We start from the raw sequence: 14,886 nt of genomic DNA, 5'->3' as shown, positions 1-14,886 counted from the left end.
GCCTCAGAAACCGTGCTCGATGCGTTCGAAGATGACGTTGGTGAAGGCCGAGATCTGGCTGCCGATGAAGGGTCCGGTCAGCGCCACGACAAGCATGATGGCGACGATCTTCGGTACGAAGGTCAGCGTGATTTCCTGGATCTGGGTCAGCGCCTGGATGAGCGCGATGCCGATGCCGACCACCATCGCCACCAGCACCACCGGAGCGGAAGCGGTGAGAACCGTCCACACCGCGTACTGGACGATATCGAGGGCGTCGGCCTCGTTCATAACTACCCCTGTGTGAGACCTGCTTAGGCGGCCGGCTTGATCGACACGCCTTCGCCGACCGGAACCTGGGTGCCGTCCTGCAGCACCGCGATCAGCCCGCTGCTCGACAGCGTCACCGAGGCCACGGTTCCGCTGGTCTTGCCGTCGGCCGACGTGATGTTGCGGCCGATGATCGCATCGGCCTGCGACAGCGCCGACGAGGACATGATCTGGTCGAGCTTGGTGTTGGTCTGGACCGACTGCTCGACCTGGGAGAAGGTGGCGAGCTGCGCGACATATTGCGTCGAATCCATCGGCTTGGTCGGATCCTGGTTCTTCATCTCGGCGATCAGAAGCTTCAGGAACGACTGGTAGTCCACCGCCGTTTTCGAGGTCTGCTGGCTGGCCTGGTTGGCGCCAACCGGGATCGTTGTCGTCATGTCGACGGCCATCTTACTCTCCTACGGCCAATGCGCGGGGCGTTTCGGGAATGTCGTCACCGTCTTCGAGCGCCTTGCGCTCGAGAGGATAGAGCGCGCGAATCGCCTTCAGCGCCTCGTAGATCTCGTCCTCGCCGACCATGCGGTCGATCTGTTTCAGGCCCTTGCAGATGTCCTGGTTGTCGAAGCTTGCGATCAGCATCGGCAGCGAGCGGCGGAACATGTCGCGCGCCTCGGCAGCGCCCACCGGGTTGATCAGCATGATCTGCACGATGAAATAAAGCTGCCTGAGCGGCGTCGAGGCCTGATCGGCCTGGATGACGTGGCTTTCGAGCAGAAACTGCACGTCGTTCATCAGCTCGATGGTGACCTTGCGGTCAACGCGGATGACCGCGCCGTTGATGTAGATCTTCTCGTTGGGCTTCAGCGAGATCTTCAGCGTGTTGGTCATTGGAGGCCGTCTCGGATGATCTGGGAGACCTCGATCAATCCTTCGAAATTGTTGGTGCGGCCCTGGCGGATGTCTTCGGTCTCGCGCAGCAGCCACAGGCCGATCGAGATCAGGTTGGCGCGCAGCTCCTTGGGCAGCGCGTTATCGCTGGAGCCGAGATCCTCGACGAAGGTGGTCCAGATGCGGTTGGTGAAGTGCAGGGCCTCCACCGCTTCCATCGAGTCGGTGCCGACGGCGGCTGCCGCGGCCAGCATGTCGATCGAGCGGGTGAGCAACTGCCGCTCCCGGTCCTTGGCGTCGGCGACGGAGTCGGTCTGGATGTCGGCGTAGGAGAATTGATACATCGTCAGCGCTCTGGCTTTCCGGTGTGAGAGTTCAGGTCAGATAGTTCAGCAGGCTGAGCTGCTGCAGGCGCGCAGTCAAGGCAAAGGACGTCTCGATATGCTGCGTCAGGTCGGCGACGCGGGTCGCAGCTTCGGCGGGATCGACGCCTTCGAGATCGACGATATGCTTCTCGAAGAGGTCGACCTGGGTCTTCATACGGTCGCTGGCATCCGACACGCGCTGCTGCGCAATGCCTGTTTCGGCCCGCACCTGGGTAATGCCGCCGATGGCTTCGCCGACCAGCGCCTGCGCGCGGCTGACGACCGCGTTTTGCGCCGCCTCGCTGACGGTGCCGTTGACCAGGCTGCTGACCATGGCGGCCGCCATGGCGAGTTTGCGAATGCCTTGATCGTTGGCGCTGACCGAGGTCTGCGTGGTCTCGTTGAGCGAAATACGGCTGGTGATCTGATCGTCGGTGGCGCTCGACCAGTTGGCTTGCCAGCCGGAACCCAGGAATTGCGGCTCGACCTGCGTGGTGATGAAGTTATCCATCTGCGCGGCGGTGATGTTGGCAGCCGCCGGGTCGGTCTGCGTAAAGCCGAAGTAGCTCGAAAAGGCGGCATCGAACGTCGCCTTGGCCGGCGAGCCGGCGGCGTTGAAGTCGTCGATCGGCTTGACGTCGGTGTTGGTGCCGGCAAACAGATATTCGCCGTTGACGCTGGTGTTCAGGATACCCGTCATCTGCTGCAGCGCGGAGGTGCCGGCGGTTTGCAGGACGCTGGTCGAGGAGTCGCCCGACACGCCGCTGGTCAGCGCGGACAGGAAGCTCTGCGCCGCGTCCGCGATCTGGCCGAGCGAATCCTGGGTCGATGTCAGGCGCGCGGCGACGAGCGCGTTGGAATCGACGATGCCGTTCAGCCGGTCGAGGTCGCGCTGGAAGGTGACGGCCTGCGTCGTGCGGCTGCCAAGCGCCAGGCCGACATCGGCGACCGTGCCGGTCTGCGACTCCTTCGTCGCCTTGACGAGATCGGCCTGCATCTTTGCCTGCTGATAACGCAGCGCGTTGGAAATGGCAGCCGAGGAAACGCCCGTCGCTCTCATGACTTATCCTACCGCAGCCAACAGGGAGTCCAGCATGTCACCGACCGTTTTCATCATATGCGCCGAGGCCTGGTAGGTGTGTTCGAGGTCGAGGAGCAGGGACATCTCCTGATCGACGTTGACCCCGGTGTCGTTGGACAGCGCCTCCGCCGTGCGCGCCGCCAGCGCCTGCTTGTTGTCGGCATTGGTCGATGCCTGCTGGCGCACGCCTTCGAACCAGCCGATGGCATTGGCCGCGTAGTCGGAGACGCCGGAGCTTACGGCGATGCCCGTGGAGGTGTCGAAGGCCATCGGCTGATCCAGCTTGTTGCCGTAACCGATCAGCAGGTCGGAATAGGATGCGCCGCCGCTGGTGTTGGCGACATAGGCCGCGCCGTTGGCGCCGCCGTCACGCAACAGCGCGGGATTGCCGCCGGCGCTCGGGTCGAAGGCGGCGTTGACGCTGATCGAACCGGCGAGGCCGTCGACCAGGGTGCCGGAAGCCGGAATCGCCGGCGCGCCGGACCACGTGAACAGGCCCGTCGCATTGGGCTGCGACGAGGAGGTTTCGGCAAATGCCGCGACAAGGCCGCGCGCGATTTCGTCGAGCTGGCTCTGCATGGTCGAGGCGACGCCGTCGCGCAGCTTCAACAAGCCCGCCAGCTTGCCGTCGGCGGTGGTGTTGTCGCTGGTGCCCGCCGAGACCGGCACGTTGTCGATGTAGATCGTGTTGCCGGGGGTGCCGGCCGAATAGCCGGCCGAGGGGGTGAAGGTCACCGAACGCGGCACGGTCTCGAACAGCGTCGAGCCGTCCTTGGTGGTGATGACCATGTCGTTGTCGCCGCGCGTGAAGGTCGAAACCGGCACATATTCGGCTATCTTCTTCAGGAGAGCGTCACGCTGGTCGAGCGCGTCGGAGACGTCGGTGCCGGAACGCGTGCCCGATATGACGGCCTTGTTGGCGTCCTGGAACTGGCTGAGCAGCGAGTTGAGATCGTCGACGGCGGTGGCGATCTGGCTGTCCGCCTGGGTGCGGAAATCCTGGATCGCCTGGGTGCCGCCGTTCAGCGAATTGACCACCTGCTTGGCGGCGTCGACGACGCTGGTGCCGAGGTTCTGGTTCGACGGCGTGGTGGCGTAGAGCTGCAGGGCCTTCTGCAGATTGGCGATCGCCGTCGAGGGGGACGACGCATTGTCGACCCCGTTGACCGAGAGATCGAGTTGATCCATGCCGTTGTAAAGCGTGCTCTGGCCGCTCGAAGCCGACAGCGCCGAAAGGTTCTGGCGGAACAGAAGGTCATTCGCGGTCCGCTGGATTTCCACCATTCTGGCGCCGGGCGCCGTGCTGGTGACCACGGCGATGCGGCGGGTATAGTCCGGGTTCGACGCATCGGCCACATTGCGCGATACGACGCTGGTTTGCTTGGACGTGGCCAGAAGCGCCGACTGGGCAATGCTTAGTGCGGAAGAAAGCGACATGCTGATCTTTCACGGGCGGCGCCCGTCGGTTATCTCTTCAGGTTGACGAGGACGTCCATCAGGTCCGAACCGGTCTGGAAGACCTTGGAATTGGCGGTGTAGCTGCGCTGCGCCGCAATCATGTTGGTCAGTTCCTCGGCGATATCGACGTTGGAATTTTCAAGCGCTCCGGAGACGATGGAGCCCAGCTTGCCCTCATTGGCGAAGCCGATATGGACCGCGCCGGAATCGGTGCTCTGCACATAGACGTTGCCGGGCATGGCGGTGAGGTTGTCTGGGCTCTGAACGTCGGCCAGCGGGATCTTGTACAGCGCCTTGGTCGAGCCGTCCTCGAACTGCGCGTAGATGACGCCGTCCTGACCAATCTGGACCTTCTGGATCGAGCTCGGCGCATTGCCGTTGACCTTGGCGTCGGCGACGGTGAAGCCGGTTCCGAGCTGGGTCAGCTTGGAAAGATCGAGATTGAGGGCCGAGCCGCCCGGCACGGTGAAGGAGATGCCCGTGGTCGCGCCGGTGAGCTTGCCGGTCGTGGTGTCGAAGGTGAGGTTGGCCGATCCCAGCGCACCGCCCGTATAAGGGAAAGAGGTGCCTGCCGTCGCCTTTGACTGATCGAAGACCGAGGCCTCCCAGGTGCCGGCGCCGGTGTTGGTGAAGTAGACGTCGAGCAGTTTCTTGTTGCCGAGATTGTCATAGGCAACCAGCGAGGTTTTCGACGTGTATTCGGCAGTCGCGCTGTTGGAGGAAGGCAGCGGGCCGGCCGGCGGCGTGGCGCCCGCGGGCAGGTTGCCACTGAAGGTGCCTTCGGTGCTCGGCGCCGCCGTCATCTCCTGGTCGGAAATCTGCACCGGTACGAGGCCCTCGAAGCCGTTGGCGGTCGCCGCCGGATCGCCGTTGGCGTAGTCGTAGGCCATGAGCTGGTAGCCCGCGGCATTGACCAGGCGGCCTTGCGCATCCGCAACGAAAGAACCGGCGCGGGTAAGATAGGGTGTGCCGCCGGCGTCCTGCACCACGAAGAAGCCGTCGCCGTTGACGGCAAGGTCGGACACCGAGGTGGTGTAGGTCATGACGCCTTGCGTGCTGACGGCGGAACGGATCGTCGTCGTCACGCCGCCCGAATTATAGGCGCCTCCGGTGTTGGGCATGATCAGGGACGAGAACTCGGCCGAAGAGCGCTTGTAGCCGGTGGTGTCCGAGTTGGCGATGTTGTCGGCCACCGCGGAGAGGCGGTTGGCCTGCGCGTTCATACCGGAAACGCCGGTCCGCATCATTCCGTAGAGGCTCATCGATGGATCTCCGCAGTGCCTGGGTAGGAGGCCATAAAATTATGCCTCGTGTCTTGCGCGAGGCTGGTGCGGGATGAGCCCTGGGCGGCCATCAAAACACCAGCCGGTAGCCGAGAAACCGCTTGGAATCGATCGGATCGCGGCCGAGCTTCTCACGCAGCTTCTTGCGCAGCTTCGAGATGTGGCTCTCCACCACGTTCTCCTCGACCTCGTCGTCGAAGATGCCGTAGATGGCGTTGAAGACCTGCGTCTTGGTCACGCGCCGGCCGCGGTTGCTGGCCAGGTATTCCAGGATGCGCCGTTCGCGCCGCGGCAGCGGCAGCGGTTCGCCGTCGATCTCCGGATCGCGGCCGTCCATGAAGATGCGCATCGAGCCGACTTCGGTGTAGGCGGCCTCTTCGGAACCGCGGCGGCGGATGGCGGTGATGCGGGCAAGGATCTCGCGGATATGGACAGGTTTGCGGACGACGTCGTCGACGCCACTTTCGAACAGCCGCAGCGTATGTTCGAGCGAGTGGTGTTCGCTGAGCGCGATCACCGGCGCGCCGGTGCGGTCGCGGATCTGGCGCGGCGATATCGCGCCCTCGCGGCAGTCGCCGATGAGAAAGGCCCTGACGGATCTGAGATCGGTGTCAGCCGCGGAACTCACCCACTCGCCGAATTCACCTGGCGCGAAGCCAGCCGTGGCCACGCCCTCGCGATCGAAAAGTGAGGAGTAGCCCTCTGTTACGAGCTCCCGCTCGTCAACGATCACGATCATCGGCCCGCCCTCCGAATCAATCCACTTGCCCCGTGCGTAAAGGGGTAGCCGGCCCGGCGAATCCTGAAAAACCATCATTTCTTGTAGCTATTTTCTTGGGAGTTTTTTGGGAGCCGTAATAAAAGCGGTTGTGCAGGTGTATTTGCCCCCAGTTTTGGCGGACGAATATTGGCGTCGGCTCATAGGCCGACGAAGGCCGTTCGGCGTTGAAGGAAATTCAACTATTGATTGCAGAACGCGCTGGCGTTCGGCGTCCATTTGCCGAAACCGGTGGCGACCATGTTGGCGATGACGCGGCAGACATAGATCTTCTGTGCCGGGTCGTTGTCGGGGCCGGCATGATAGCGGGCGACGGCCATCGACCAGGTCATATGCCGGGCGTGCAGGCTGGCCAGGAAACGCGCCGCGTAGTCGACATTCTGGTGCGGGTCGAGCATGTCGTCGACGCTGCGGAAATGATCGCCATGATAGTGATGGTTGATCTGCATGCAGCCGAGGTCGATCAATGTCTTGCCCTCGCGCCGCGCGTTCTCGAATGTGGCGAGCGCTTCGCCGCGGCTGCGCGGGAAGATCGCTTTTCCCTCTATATTCATGGCGTTAGGCTGGAGGCTACCCTTCTTCCCGGTCTCGGTCAGGCCGACAGCGTAGAGGATGCCTGCCGGCACGCCGTAGCGATCGGCGGCTCGCAGGATCTCCGGCTCGCAGGGATTGGCGGCGGCGCTGGCGGCGCCGGCAGCGAAGCTAGATAAACATATCGTCGCCAGCGCGCTCGCGAACAGGCGAAGCAGCACGGCCGAAATCCTGTGCGCCATTGCCATTGTTCCTTTCCGGTTGCCGGTCGCCGCCCGCGCCGTTGCCGCCCGAGTTGCCGGGCTGGAACGAGGGCTGGTCGCGACCCGTCGACATCGGCATGGAGCTGTTTGCGTCGGCGCGGCTGACCGCAGGCGCTGCTATCGAAGGTTGCAGGATGGTGACCTTGTCGACGTCGAAGCCGAGGTTGCGCATGGACTTGACGATGGCATCGCTGTCCGTGGTGAGACGGCGATATGCCTCGTGCGTCTCGGGCTTCATCTCAATCAAAAGTTGCTCGCCCGAGAGCCGCAGGCTGGCGGTCACCGATCCGAGCTCCGAAGGGTGAAGCTCGATCTTGAGCACATGTGTCGGAACGGCAACAGAATTGGTCGCCTGGGAGCCTGCCGAGGCGCTAGCAAAGGCCTGTTGAACGCCATCGTTGGAGGCGAGCGCCTCAACCAGCGCCGATGCCGTCTGGCCGATCGGATTTTGCGCCGGGGCCGGGAAGCTCTGCTGGCTGACGACGTCCATGCGTGTGGCGGAAGGTGCCTGCCTGGCGGCCGTCTGCTGCGCAGCCGACTGCGGTTGTTGCGAGGCCTTGGAGGTCGAAGCTGGCCGCCAACCTTGTGGCGGCACCGGGCTGCCGACTTGTGGCTCATCGACCTGCACCGGCACGGTTTTGCTATCGCGGCGGCCCATCGTATCGAGAGCCACTTCCGCCTTCACCGGCTTCTGCCCGAAGTCGGGTCCGGAATCTTCCGTCGCCGTCGAACGGGCGGAGCGCGACAACGGCTCGGCGGAATTGTCGACCGTAGCGCGCTTGCCCATGCGCAGCTGCAATTCCAGCGATCCGTGCTCGCCAACGGTCGCTTCACCGTCAACCGAGCCCTCGCCGCCCGCGCTCGATGATTGCGCGAAATGCTTCATGTCGCTCAGCGCCATCAGCAGAGGCAGGCGGTCCTGCAGCGGCGCGGAATCATTGGCTTGCGCGGTGGCATCCTTGTCGGCCGTCGGCTTCGCCTGATCGGTTTGGGCGGCGGTCTTCGCCGACTTTCCCGTGACCGCTTTCTGCGAGCCGGTTTTCCCTTGCGGGCCCTGGGCCGGCTCCTGCTTGCCGTTGTTGGCCGGCGAACGTCTTGCCAGATGGGCGTCCGGTAACGGCCCGGTCTCGTGCTTGTCCTGCGGCCGATCGGGCTTTTCCGTCCCACGCACCATCTCGCCGAAATTCCGATCCTTGTCCTTGCCGCCGGCGGCGTGCTGCCGGGGCTGGGACTGGGTCGAAGCAAAGCCCGGCAAGGTCTGGTTGACGCTGGTCATTTCGGGGCTGCTCCGAGTAACTGGTCGATCTGGTCGAGCTGGCGGCGCGTGCTGGTCACCGCCGCGTCGATAGGGTCTTGCGCACTGGGCGCCGCCGGCGCGGATGCCTGCACCACGGGCGCGGCGTCAGCCGGTGCCGGAGCGGCGGCCGGTGTTTCAGCGGTCGTTTGCGCCGGCGTCGGAACAGGCGGCGGCGGGGCCGCGGGTGGCGCATCCTTCGCCTGATCGCTTGCCGCGACCGGCGGATTGCTTGCCGCGACCGGCTGATCGCTCGCCGCGACCGCTGGCTGGTCGGGCATCGCTCCTTCCACCGGAGGCAAGTCCGCATTGGCCGCATCGGCCGAGGCCTCGGCCGCGGATTTCGCCTCCTCGGCTTTTGCCGCGGCTGCCGGTGCAGCGTCGGCCTTCGCTGCAGCCTTCACCGGCGCCACCACCTCGCCCGCGACAGCCTGGGCCGCGTCGAGAAGGTCGCGGTCGCTTTGCGAAAGCTTGCCGCGATCGATCTTGCCGAGCTTGGCGCGCACCGCGTCGACACTGGCCGACGTCATGGTGGAAAGGCTCGAGTAGAGCTGGGTGCGAGGGTCGTCCTGGTTGCCGTTGCCGTCGCGGCCGAGCTCCGCCTTAGCCGAGGCGAATGCCGAAAGCTCCGTCATCCCGTCGATCGCGGCGCGGCGCGCGATGCGCAGGTAGATCACCTTCTCGCGCTCGGGATCCATCATCGCGGTGATGTCGGCGATCTTGTCCTGGCTGATCGCTATGTGGAGCGTCATGATGCCGGAAACGAAGGCGTCGGCGAACTGGCTGGCGTAAGGCGAATAGAGATAGGACGCGACATATTGGGTAGAGGCCAATGCGAAACGGGCGGCGTCGCCCTGCGCGGCCGCGATGCCGACGGAGCGGCGAAGCGCGGCCTCCTCGACCAGCGTTCCCGGGCTGAGCAGGCGCGCCTCATCCAGCAGGGTGAGCGCCTGGACAGGATCATCGCTTGCAACCAGCGAGCCCTTGACCAGCGCCAGGAAGGCGCCGATGTCGGCGGGCACGCTCATCGGATCGATAGGCTTCAGCGTTTCGATCGCCTCGGCCGGGCGTCCGTTCAGATAGGCGACGATGCCCTTGGCGATGGCGAGGTTTTGCGGGTCGGTTACCGCGCGCGAAGCCGCCGCCGCGACCGTCACCGGGTTGCCACCGCTCATGCCATAGACGAGCAAGGCGCGGAAATTCTTCGGCTCCTTGAAATCCTCGGCATTCGCTTCGCGCATGCGGGCGTCGATCATTTCGAGGAGCTTTGCCTGCATCGGCAGCGCGGCATGATCGCCGCCGGCAATGCGGTCCTGGATCAGCTGCAGCGAACGCACCAGCTGATAGGGCTGCAGCGCGTCCTGCGCCAAGGCCGACGATGTCGGTCCCGCGGCGAGCAGCAGTAGCGCTATTGCGCCGCCGATGACGGTTCTGCCCTTCATCCGCCGGCCGTCATCAGGATTTCGATGCGGCGGTTGGCGGCCGCCATCGGATCGGAAGCGATCTTGGGTTGCCGGTCGGCGAAGCCGGCGACCTCGGTGATGCGGCTTTCGTCGACGCCGCCGCGCACCAGCATGTAATAGGCCGAATGGGCGCGCGCCGTGGACAGCCGCCAATTATCATAGGTGTCGCTGCGGAACGGCCGCGCATCGGTGTGGCCGCTGATGGTGATGGTTCCCTTCTTCTCGTTGATGATGTGGCCGATCTTCTCCATCGCCAGCACGAGCTCGCGGCGCGGCATGGCCGAGCCGATCTCGAACATGCCGAAATCGAGCTGGTCGGTGATCGAAATGACGACACCCTTGTCGGTGGCCTCGACCGAGACGCCGTCGGCGAGCTTCTCGCCCGGCAGGAATGCCTTGGCGAGTTCCTTCTTGATATCCGCCGCTTCCTGCATGGCGGCTTTGCTCGGCGCCTTGTTTTCCTTGTCGGCGGCTTGCTCCTGCTCAGTCATTTCCGCCTTCGGCGCTTCGGCCTTGGCGTCGCCGGCCGCGGCCTCGCGCTTGTCGGCTCGAGCTTTCCCGCTCAGTTCCTTGTCGCTTTTGCTGCCTTCGCTCGACGGCTTCTCGGTCTCGCCCTGCGCTGCCTTTTGCACGCTCTTGGCGTCGGCCTTTTCCGGAGTTGCCAACGGCTCGAGCGGCGCGGCCGCCAGCGGAGGCGCAGCCGGAACGGCCTTCACCTTCGGTACAGCGACCGTCGCGACCTTCTCGCCGGGCTTGGCCGGATCGCCCTCGATCTTGGCGCGTTCGGCGGTGGCCTCGGCGCCAGGCGCCGCCACTTGCTGCGACCAAAAATCCGGCGCGAACGGATCGCGATAGGATTCGCCGCCGGAGGCGCCGGTCGCTGGACCGGATGTTTGGGCACCGCCTTCACCCTTGGCGCTGACGTTCTGCAACACGCCCGTGTCGGCGGCGACCTCGGCCAGCACCGCATAGGGGTCGGCGAACAGCTTTTCATCCGAGAGCTGGGCGTCCTGCGTTCCTTGCTTGGTCTGCCGGCGGTCGGACGAGCCGGCGCCGCCCTTGCCGTCGTCGCCCGCCTTGGTCGCGCCGTCCTGCGGGTTGTCAGCGGTCAGTCCGACCTTGCTCGGGCCGTCGCCGAGATCTTCCAGGCCCTTGCGGCTGGAATTGCGATCGATCAGCTCGACCGGGTTGAAATAGCTGGCGACGGCTGCCTTGGTCTGCTCGTTGGCGGCGTTGATCAGCCACATGACGAGGAAGAAGCACATCATCGCCGTCATGAAGTCGGCGAAGGCGATCTTCCACACGCCGCCATGATGGCCCTCGTCATGGCCGTCGTGATTGCGCTTGACGATGATGATCTCATGCCGCGGTTCGGCATGGTCGACGGCGCTCATGACAGGACCTCCGACAAGGACGCCGACCACTCGGCGATACGCGTCTCGAACACCGTTTCGTCAATGGTGACGGTCAGGTCGAAGCCCGCCGCCTCGGTGAAGTCGAGATTGGCGGCGCGGGGTCCGAGCGCGGCCTGCAGCGGCTCGAACAGCGACAGCGGTCCCCGCACGCCGATGCGCACGGCCTCGCTGTCGGCGACCGCGGCGTCGATGGCGTTGGAAAGGGCTTGCAGCGAACGTTGCTGCAGGTCGTCGCTGAGCAGGCCGCCGACGATGCGGGCAACGGTTGCGCCAGCAAGCTCGGCCACGCGCTGCTCCATGGCGTCGATCCGGGCGGCGACGGCCGCGCCGAGATCGCCGCCGAAGCTTTCAAGAAATGCCTTGGCCGCGTCGTCGTTGGCCTGGCGCTCGGCGTCGAGCGCCGCCTGATGGGCGAGCGCAAGACGCGCCTCGAGCGCTACTTCCGCGTCGGCCACCGCCTCGGCGATCAGCGCGCCAATATCGGCCTGCGGCGCCGGCGCGGCCGGCATATGCTCGGTGTCGCGGGCCGTCGGCGCCTGGTTGGCGCGCGGGGTCCGCGAACCAAAATCGGGCAGGAGATCGAAGAGTGCCGAGGCCATGGCCTAACCCACGGCTTCCGGGGCGGCGGCCCATTTGCGCAGGATCTGCGCGGTGCGCTCTTCGTTGAGATCGACCATGCGGGCGAGCCGCTCCTGCGGCGCCGGGCGGATTTTCTGGCGCAGATCGTCGAGCGGCGTCGCGCCGGCGCGCGCGCCGGGAAGCGCGCCGGCCGGGGTCTCGGCGGTGATCGCGGCGACCGGCGCATCGGGCGTCGGCAGCGAGCGCTGCACATCGTCGAAGCTTGGGCCGGCGATGGCCGCGGGCTTCGCCGATGCCGTCAGCGCGGCTGCCATCGGCTTGAGGCCGAAGAAGGCCACCAGGAACACGACGACAATGAAGGCGCCGGCATTGATCAGGGTGCCGGTATAGGTGCCGATCGAGGCGAGGATGCCAGGCTGATCGACCGGCTCGCCGTCGAGGCCGTTGATGAACTCGACGGCCGACACGTCGATGATATCGCCGCGCTTGTCGTCGAAGCCGGTCGCCGAGGCCACCATCTTCTGGATGTCGGCGACGCGCTTGGCGATCTGGTCCGGGGTAGCATCCTTACCAAGGATGGTCTTCAGCCGATCCTGGTTGACGACGACCGCGATCGACATCTTGTTGACCGTGTAGCCGTTGGAGACGGTGGCGATCTTCTTGGAGTTGATCTCGTAGTTGGTGATCTCTTCCTTGCGGTCGTTCTGCGAGGAGGATTGAGGTCCCTCCGTGCTGGTGGTCTGCGTCTCGGGCAGGTTCTGCTCGACGCTCGTCGGGGTCGAGGCCTGCTTCTGGTTGCTGGCCTCGTTGGTCTTCACCGACTGCACCGAACGCTCGACGCGCGAGTTCGGATCGAAGATCGTCTCCTCGGTCTGGCGGCTGTCGGTGTTGACGTCGGCCTTGACGCTGGCACGGAAATTATCGGGACCGAGATAGGGCGTAAGGGCGCGGCGGATGTTGTCGCCGATCTGCGCCTCCACCGTCTGCTCGACGCCGAGCGTGCGGGCCGCGCTCGTGTTGGACGGGTCGTCGCCGGCGGCCAAAAGGTTGCCGTTGGAATCGAGCACGGTGACCTTGTCGGCCGAGAGGCCGGGAACGGCCGCGGCGACGAGGTGGCGGATCGACATAGCGCTCTTCTCGGCGTCGTTGCCGGCATAGCGAATGACCACCGAGGCGGAAGGTTGCTGCTCGTCGCGGCGGAAATTGGCGCGCTCGGACATGACGATGTGGACGCGCGCAGCCTTGACGCCGGAAATCGACTGGATGGTGCGCGCGATCTCGCCTTCGAGCGCGCGCACGCGGGTGATCTGCTGCATGAAGGAGGTCAGGCCGAGCGAGCCGACATTGTCGAACAGCTCGTAGCCGGCATTGGCGCTGGTCGGCAGGCCCTTCTCGGCAAGCAGCATGCGCGCCTGCGCGGTGGTGCCGGCCGGCACCAGCACGGAGGTGCCGTCCGAGCCGACATCGAAGCCGATGCCGGCATCGGCCAGCACCAGGCCGATCTGGTTCACGTCGGAGCGATCGAGCCCAACATACAGCGTTTCATAGGCCGGACGGTTGAGATAGACGGAGCCAATGCCGATAACGGCCATTACCAGGGCCGCGATGCCGCCCATGAGCGCCAGACGCCTCACGCCGAAGCTTTTCAAATTCGCGATGACGCTCTGGATCTGTTCCGGCACGATTCAACCGCTCCCAGCATGACTGTCCGCCGGAAGACTAGACCGCGAAGCTTGTGCGAGGATGATAGCCGCTGAAGAACGGCAGAATGCCTATCCTGCGATTTCTTCCCGGATAACGAAAAAGGCCGTGCTTCAGGCGCGGCCTCTTTCGTTGATCGAGGTTATCGGGCGGCTTAGCCGTTCTTGAACAGCTGCAGGATCGACTGCGAGGAGCTGTTGGCAATCGACAGCGACTGGATGCCGAGCTGCTGCTGCACCTGCAGGGCCTGGAGGCGGGTCGATTCCTTGTTCATGTCGGCATCGACGAGCTGGCCGACGCCGCGGTCGATGGAGTCCATCAGGCTCTGCGTGAAGGTCTTCTGCAGGTCGATGCTGCTCTTGGCCGAACCGAGGATGGTGGCGGAGTCTGTGAGCTGACTCATGACGTGGTCGATCTTGGTGACCATCTGCGTGATGATGTCGTCGGTCACGCCCGCTGCCGTGATGTCGAGATTGAAGGCGGAGACGTTGTCGATCTTGACCGGCGTGCCCGACACCGCGGCCTGGCCGGCGGTGTTGGCGGCGATGTCGGTGGAGCCGCCCGCGATTGCGGTCGCATAGGCCGCATCGTAGGCGGACTGGTCCGCGGCCGTGGAATAGATCGAGGTCTGACGGTCGAGAATGCCCTGGTTCTTGACGGCGGTGGCAAGACCGGAATCGAACAGCTTGGTGCTCTCGACATTGATGTCGATGGTTCCGAGCGAGATGGCACCGGACGACGAGCGGTTGAACGAGGAGACGATCTTGGCGTCGGGCTGGACGCCGTCGTTAGGAGCCGCGACCTGCGTGGACGTGACCGAAAGGAAGTTCGAGCCGGAGAAGGTGGCGGCATCGGCAAAAGATTTCATCTGCGCCTGCAGCGCGGTGATTTCGGTCTGCGTCTTCGCCTTGTTGGCATCCGACTGGCCGACGGCCGACAGCAGCTTGGTCTTGATCTGGCCGACCGTCGAAAGGACGTTGTTCATGCCGGTATAGGCGGTGTCGACCTTCGAGGCGCCGAGACCGAGCGCGTCCTGCACGGTCGAGAGCGCCTGGTTGTCGGAGCGCATCGTCGTGGCGATCGACCAGTAGGCGGCGTTGTCGGAGGCCTGGGAGACACGATAGCCGGTCGAGATCCGGGCCTGCGTCTGCTCGAGCGATTTGTTGGTGGCGTTGAGGCTTTGAAGTGCAGTCAACGCCGCGGCGTTCGTCATGATGCTCGCCAAGAAACTCGCTCCTTCTCAAAGCCGGCATGCCACACAGGCCGGGGTCTCGACCTGCCATCGGTCGCGATCGTGCCGGTCGGGCCGATTCGACAACCTAAGTCATTGGTTAACCATACCTAGCCCGATATGGTTAATGGCCTGTTAAAAGTAGGCTTTCGAGATGTTAAGGAACGAGAGTTGCGCGAGCCTTGATGGAGAGCAGTTCCAAGAAACCTTGAAACGGATTTTCCGTCCGGAGTTGCTTCAGGGCAAATGTGTGGGGCCTTTGCCATTTGCGGGAAAAAGCGAACCGCTCAACGCAAATCGGGCC

Annotated in this window: 15 protein-coding genes; all 15 read right to left on the bottom strand. The window is 64.6% G+C overall.

Annotation, left to right across the window (positions count from 1 at the left end; genetic code table 11):
• Positions 1-3: 3 nt before the first annotated feature.
• The 15 genes from fliQ to DPM33_RS05350 all read right to left on the bottom strand — a co-directional run bounded on the left by fliQ (position 4) and on the right by DPM33_RS05350 (position 14,576).
• Positions 4-270, bottom strand: a complete 267-nt coding sequence (fliQ, locus tag DPM33_RS05420; protein ID WP_040989996.1) for a flagellar biosynthesis protein FliQ — start codon at positions 268-270, stop codon at positions 4-6.
• Between the two features lie 23 nt (positions 271-293).
• Positions 294-689 (bottom strand): flagellar hook assembly protein FlgD, encoded by a 396-nt coding sequence (gene flgD, locus DPM33_RS05415; protein ID WP_281004785.1) that lies wholly within the window; start codon positions 687-689, stop codon positions 294-296.
• 13 nt (positions 690-702) lie between these two features.
• Positions 703-1,140 carry a flagellar biosynthesis repressor FlbT gene (gene flbT / locus DPM33_RS05410; RefSeq protein WP_112096354.1) on the bottom strand — a complete coding sequence of 146 codons (438 nt, stop codon included), beginning with the start codon at positions 1,138-1,140 and terminating at the stop codon, positions 703-705.
• A complete protein-coding gene (gene flaF, locus DPM33_RS05405) occupies positions 1,137-1,484 on the bottom strand; it encodes a flagellar biosynthesis regulator FlaF (RefSeq protein ID WP_112096353.1) in 348 nt (115 codons plus the stop codon). The genes flbT and flaF overlap by 4 nt, the downstream gene beginning before the upstream one ends.
• Positions 1,485-1,515: 31 nt before the next feature.
• Positions 1,516-2,565: a flagellar hook-associated family protein gene (locus DPM33_RS05400; RefSeq protein WP_112096351.1), complete on the bottom strand. Its 1,050-nt coding sequence runs from the start codon at positions 2,563-2,565 to the stop codon at positions 1,516-1,518.
• 3 nt (positions 2,566-2,568) lie between these two features.
• The gene (flgK, locus tag DPM33_RS05395; RefSeq protein WP_112096349.1) at positions 2,569-4,023 is read right to left on the bottom strand and encodes a flagellar hook-associated protein FlgK; all 1,455 of its coding nucleotides are present in this window, start codon (positions 4,021-4,023) and stop codon (positions 2,569-2,571) included.
• 29 nt (positions 4,024-4,052) lie between these two features.
• Complete coding sequence (locus tag DPM33_RS05390) at positions 4,053-5,306, bottom strand: flagellar hook protein FlgE (RefSeq protein WP_112096347.1); 1,254 nt, start codon at positions 5,304-5,306, stop codon at positions 4,053-4,055.
• Positions 5,307-5,397: 91 nt separating this feature from the next.
• Positions 5,398-6,066 (bottom strand): response regulator transcription factor, encoded by a 669-nt coding sequence (locus tag DPM33_RS05385; RefSeq protein ID WP_112096345.1) that lies wholly within the window; start codon positions 6,064-6,066, stop codon positions 5,398-5,400.
• Between the two features lie 221 nt (positions 6,067-6,287).
• Complete coding sequence (locus DPM33_RS05380; protein WP_245442011.1) at positions 6,288-6,878, bottom strand: transglycosylase SLT domain-containing protein; 591 nt, start codon at positions 6,876-6,878, stop codon at positions 6,288-6,290.
• Positions 6,808-8,175 carry a flagellar hook-length control protein FliK gene (fliK, locus tag DPM33_RS05375; RefSeq protein WP_112096343.1) on the bottom strand — a complete coding sequence of 456 codons (1,368 nt, stop codon included), beginning with the start codon at positions 8,173-8,175 and terminating at the stop codon, positions 6,808-6,810. The genes DPM33_RS05380 and fliK overlap by 71 nt, the downstream gene beginning before the upstream one ends.
• Positions 8,172-9,635 (bottom strand): chemotaxis protein MotC, encoded by a 1,464-nt coding sequence (locus tag DPM33_RS05370; RefSeq protein WP_112096341.1) that lies wholly within the window; start codon positions 9,633-9,635, stop codon positions 8,172-8,174. The genes fliK and DPM33_RS05370 overlap by 4 nt, the downstream gene beginning before the upstream one ends.
• The gene (locus tag DPM33_RS05365) at positions 9,632-11,050 is read right to left on the bottom strand and encodes a MotB family protein (protein WP_112096339.1); all 1,419 of its coding nucleotides are present in this window, start codon (positions 11,048-11,050) and stop codon (positions 9,632-9,634) included. The genes DPM33_RS05370 and DPM33_RS05365 overlap by 4 nt, the downstream gene beginning before the upstream one ends.
• Complete coding sequence (locus DPM33_RS05360; RefSeq protein ID WP_112096337.1) at positions 11,047-11,670, bottom strand: hypothetical protein; 624 nt, start codon at positions 11,668-11,670, stop codon at positions 11,047-11,049. The genes DPM33_RS05365 and DPM33_RS05360 overlap by 4 nt, the downstream gene beginning before the upstream one ends.
• A 3-nt stretch (positions 11,671-11,673) precedes the next feature.
• Positions 11,674-13,332, bottom strand: a complete 1,659-nt coding sequence (gene fliF, locus DPM33_RS05355) for a flagellar basal-body MS-ring/collar protein FliF (RefSeq protein WP_112096335.1) — start codon at positions 13,330-13,332, stop codon at positions 11,674-11,676.
• Positions 13,333-13,505: 173 nt separating this feature from the next.
• Positions 13,506-14,576, bottom strand: a complete 1,071-nt coding sequence (locus DPM33_RS05350) for a flagellin N-terminal helical domain-containing protein (protein ID WP_112096333.1) — start codon at positions 14,574-14,576, stop codon at positions 13,506-13,508.
• Between the last annotated feature and the right edge of the window lie 310 nt (positions 14,577-14,886).

It is taken from the genome of Mesorhizobium hawassense, from assembly GCF_003289945.1.
Lineage (GTDB): Bacteria > Pseudomonadota > Alphaproteobacteria > Rhizobiales > Rhizobiaceae > Mesorhizobium > Mesorhizobium hawassense.
This window is presented reverse-complemented; position numbering and strand designations above follow the sequence as displayed.

Bases quoted from the DNA above. Each gene is read 5' to 3' on its own strand.
- fliQ (WP_040989996.1), bottom strand. From the start codon at position 270: ATGAACGAGGCCGACGCCCTCGATATCGTCCAGTACGCGGTGTGGACG.
- flgD (WP_281004785.1), bottom strand. From the start codon at position 689: ATGACGACAACGATCCCGGTTGGCGCCAACCAGGCCAGCCAGCAGACC.
- flbT (WP_112096354.1), bottom strand. From the start codon at position 1,140: ATGACCAACACGCTGAAGATCTCGCTGAAGCCCAACGAGAAGATCTAC.
- flaF (WP_112096353.1), bottom strand. From the start codon at position 1,484: ATGTATCAATTCTCCTACGCCGACATCCAGACCGACTCCGTCGCCGAC.
- DPM33_RS05400 (WP_112096351.1), bottom strand. From the start codon at position 2,565: ATGAGAGCGACGGGCGTTTCCTCGGCTGCCATTTCCAACGCGCTGCGT.
- flgK (WP_112096349.1), bottom strand. From the start codon at position 4,023: ATGTCGCTTTCTTCCGCACTAAGCATTGCCCAGTCGGCGCTTCTGGCC.
- DPM33_RS05390 (WP_112096347.1), bottom strand. From the start codon at position 5,306: ATGAGCCTCTACGGAATGATGCGGACCGGCGTTTCCGGTATGAACGCG.
- DPM33_RS05385 (WP_112096345.1), bottom strand. From the start codon at position 6,066: ATGATCGTGATCGTTGACGAGCGGGAGCTCGTAACAGAGGGCTACTCC.
- DPM33_RS05380 (WP_245442011.1), bottom strand. From the start codon at position 6,878: ATGGCGCACAGGATTTCGGCCGTGCTGCTTCGCCTGTTCGCGAGCGCG.
- fliK (WP_112096343.1), bottom strand. From the start codon at position 8,175: ATGACCAGCGTCAACCAGACCTTGCCGGGCTTTGCTTCGACCCAGTCC.
- DPM33_RS05370 (WP_112096341.1), bottom strand. From the start codon at position 9,635: ATGAAGGGCAGAACCGTCATCGGCGGCGCAATAGCGCTACTGCTGCTC.
- DPM33_RS05365 (WP_112096339.1), bottom strand. From the start codon at position 11,050: ATGAGCGCCGTCGACCATGCCGAACCGCGGCATGAGATCATCATCGTC.
- DPM33_RS05360 (WP_112096337.1), bottom strand. From the start codon at position 11,670: ATGGCCTCGGCACTCTTCGATCTCCTGCCCGATTTTGGTTCGCGGACC.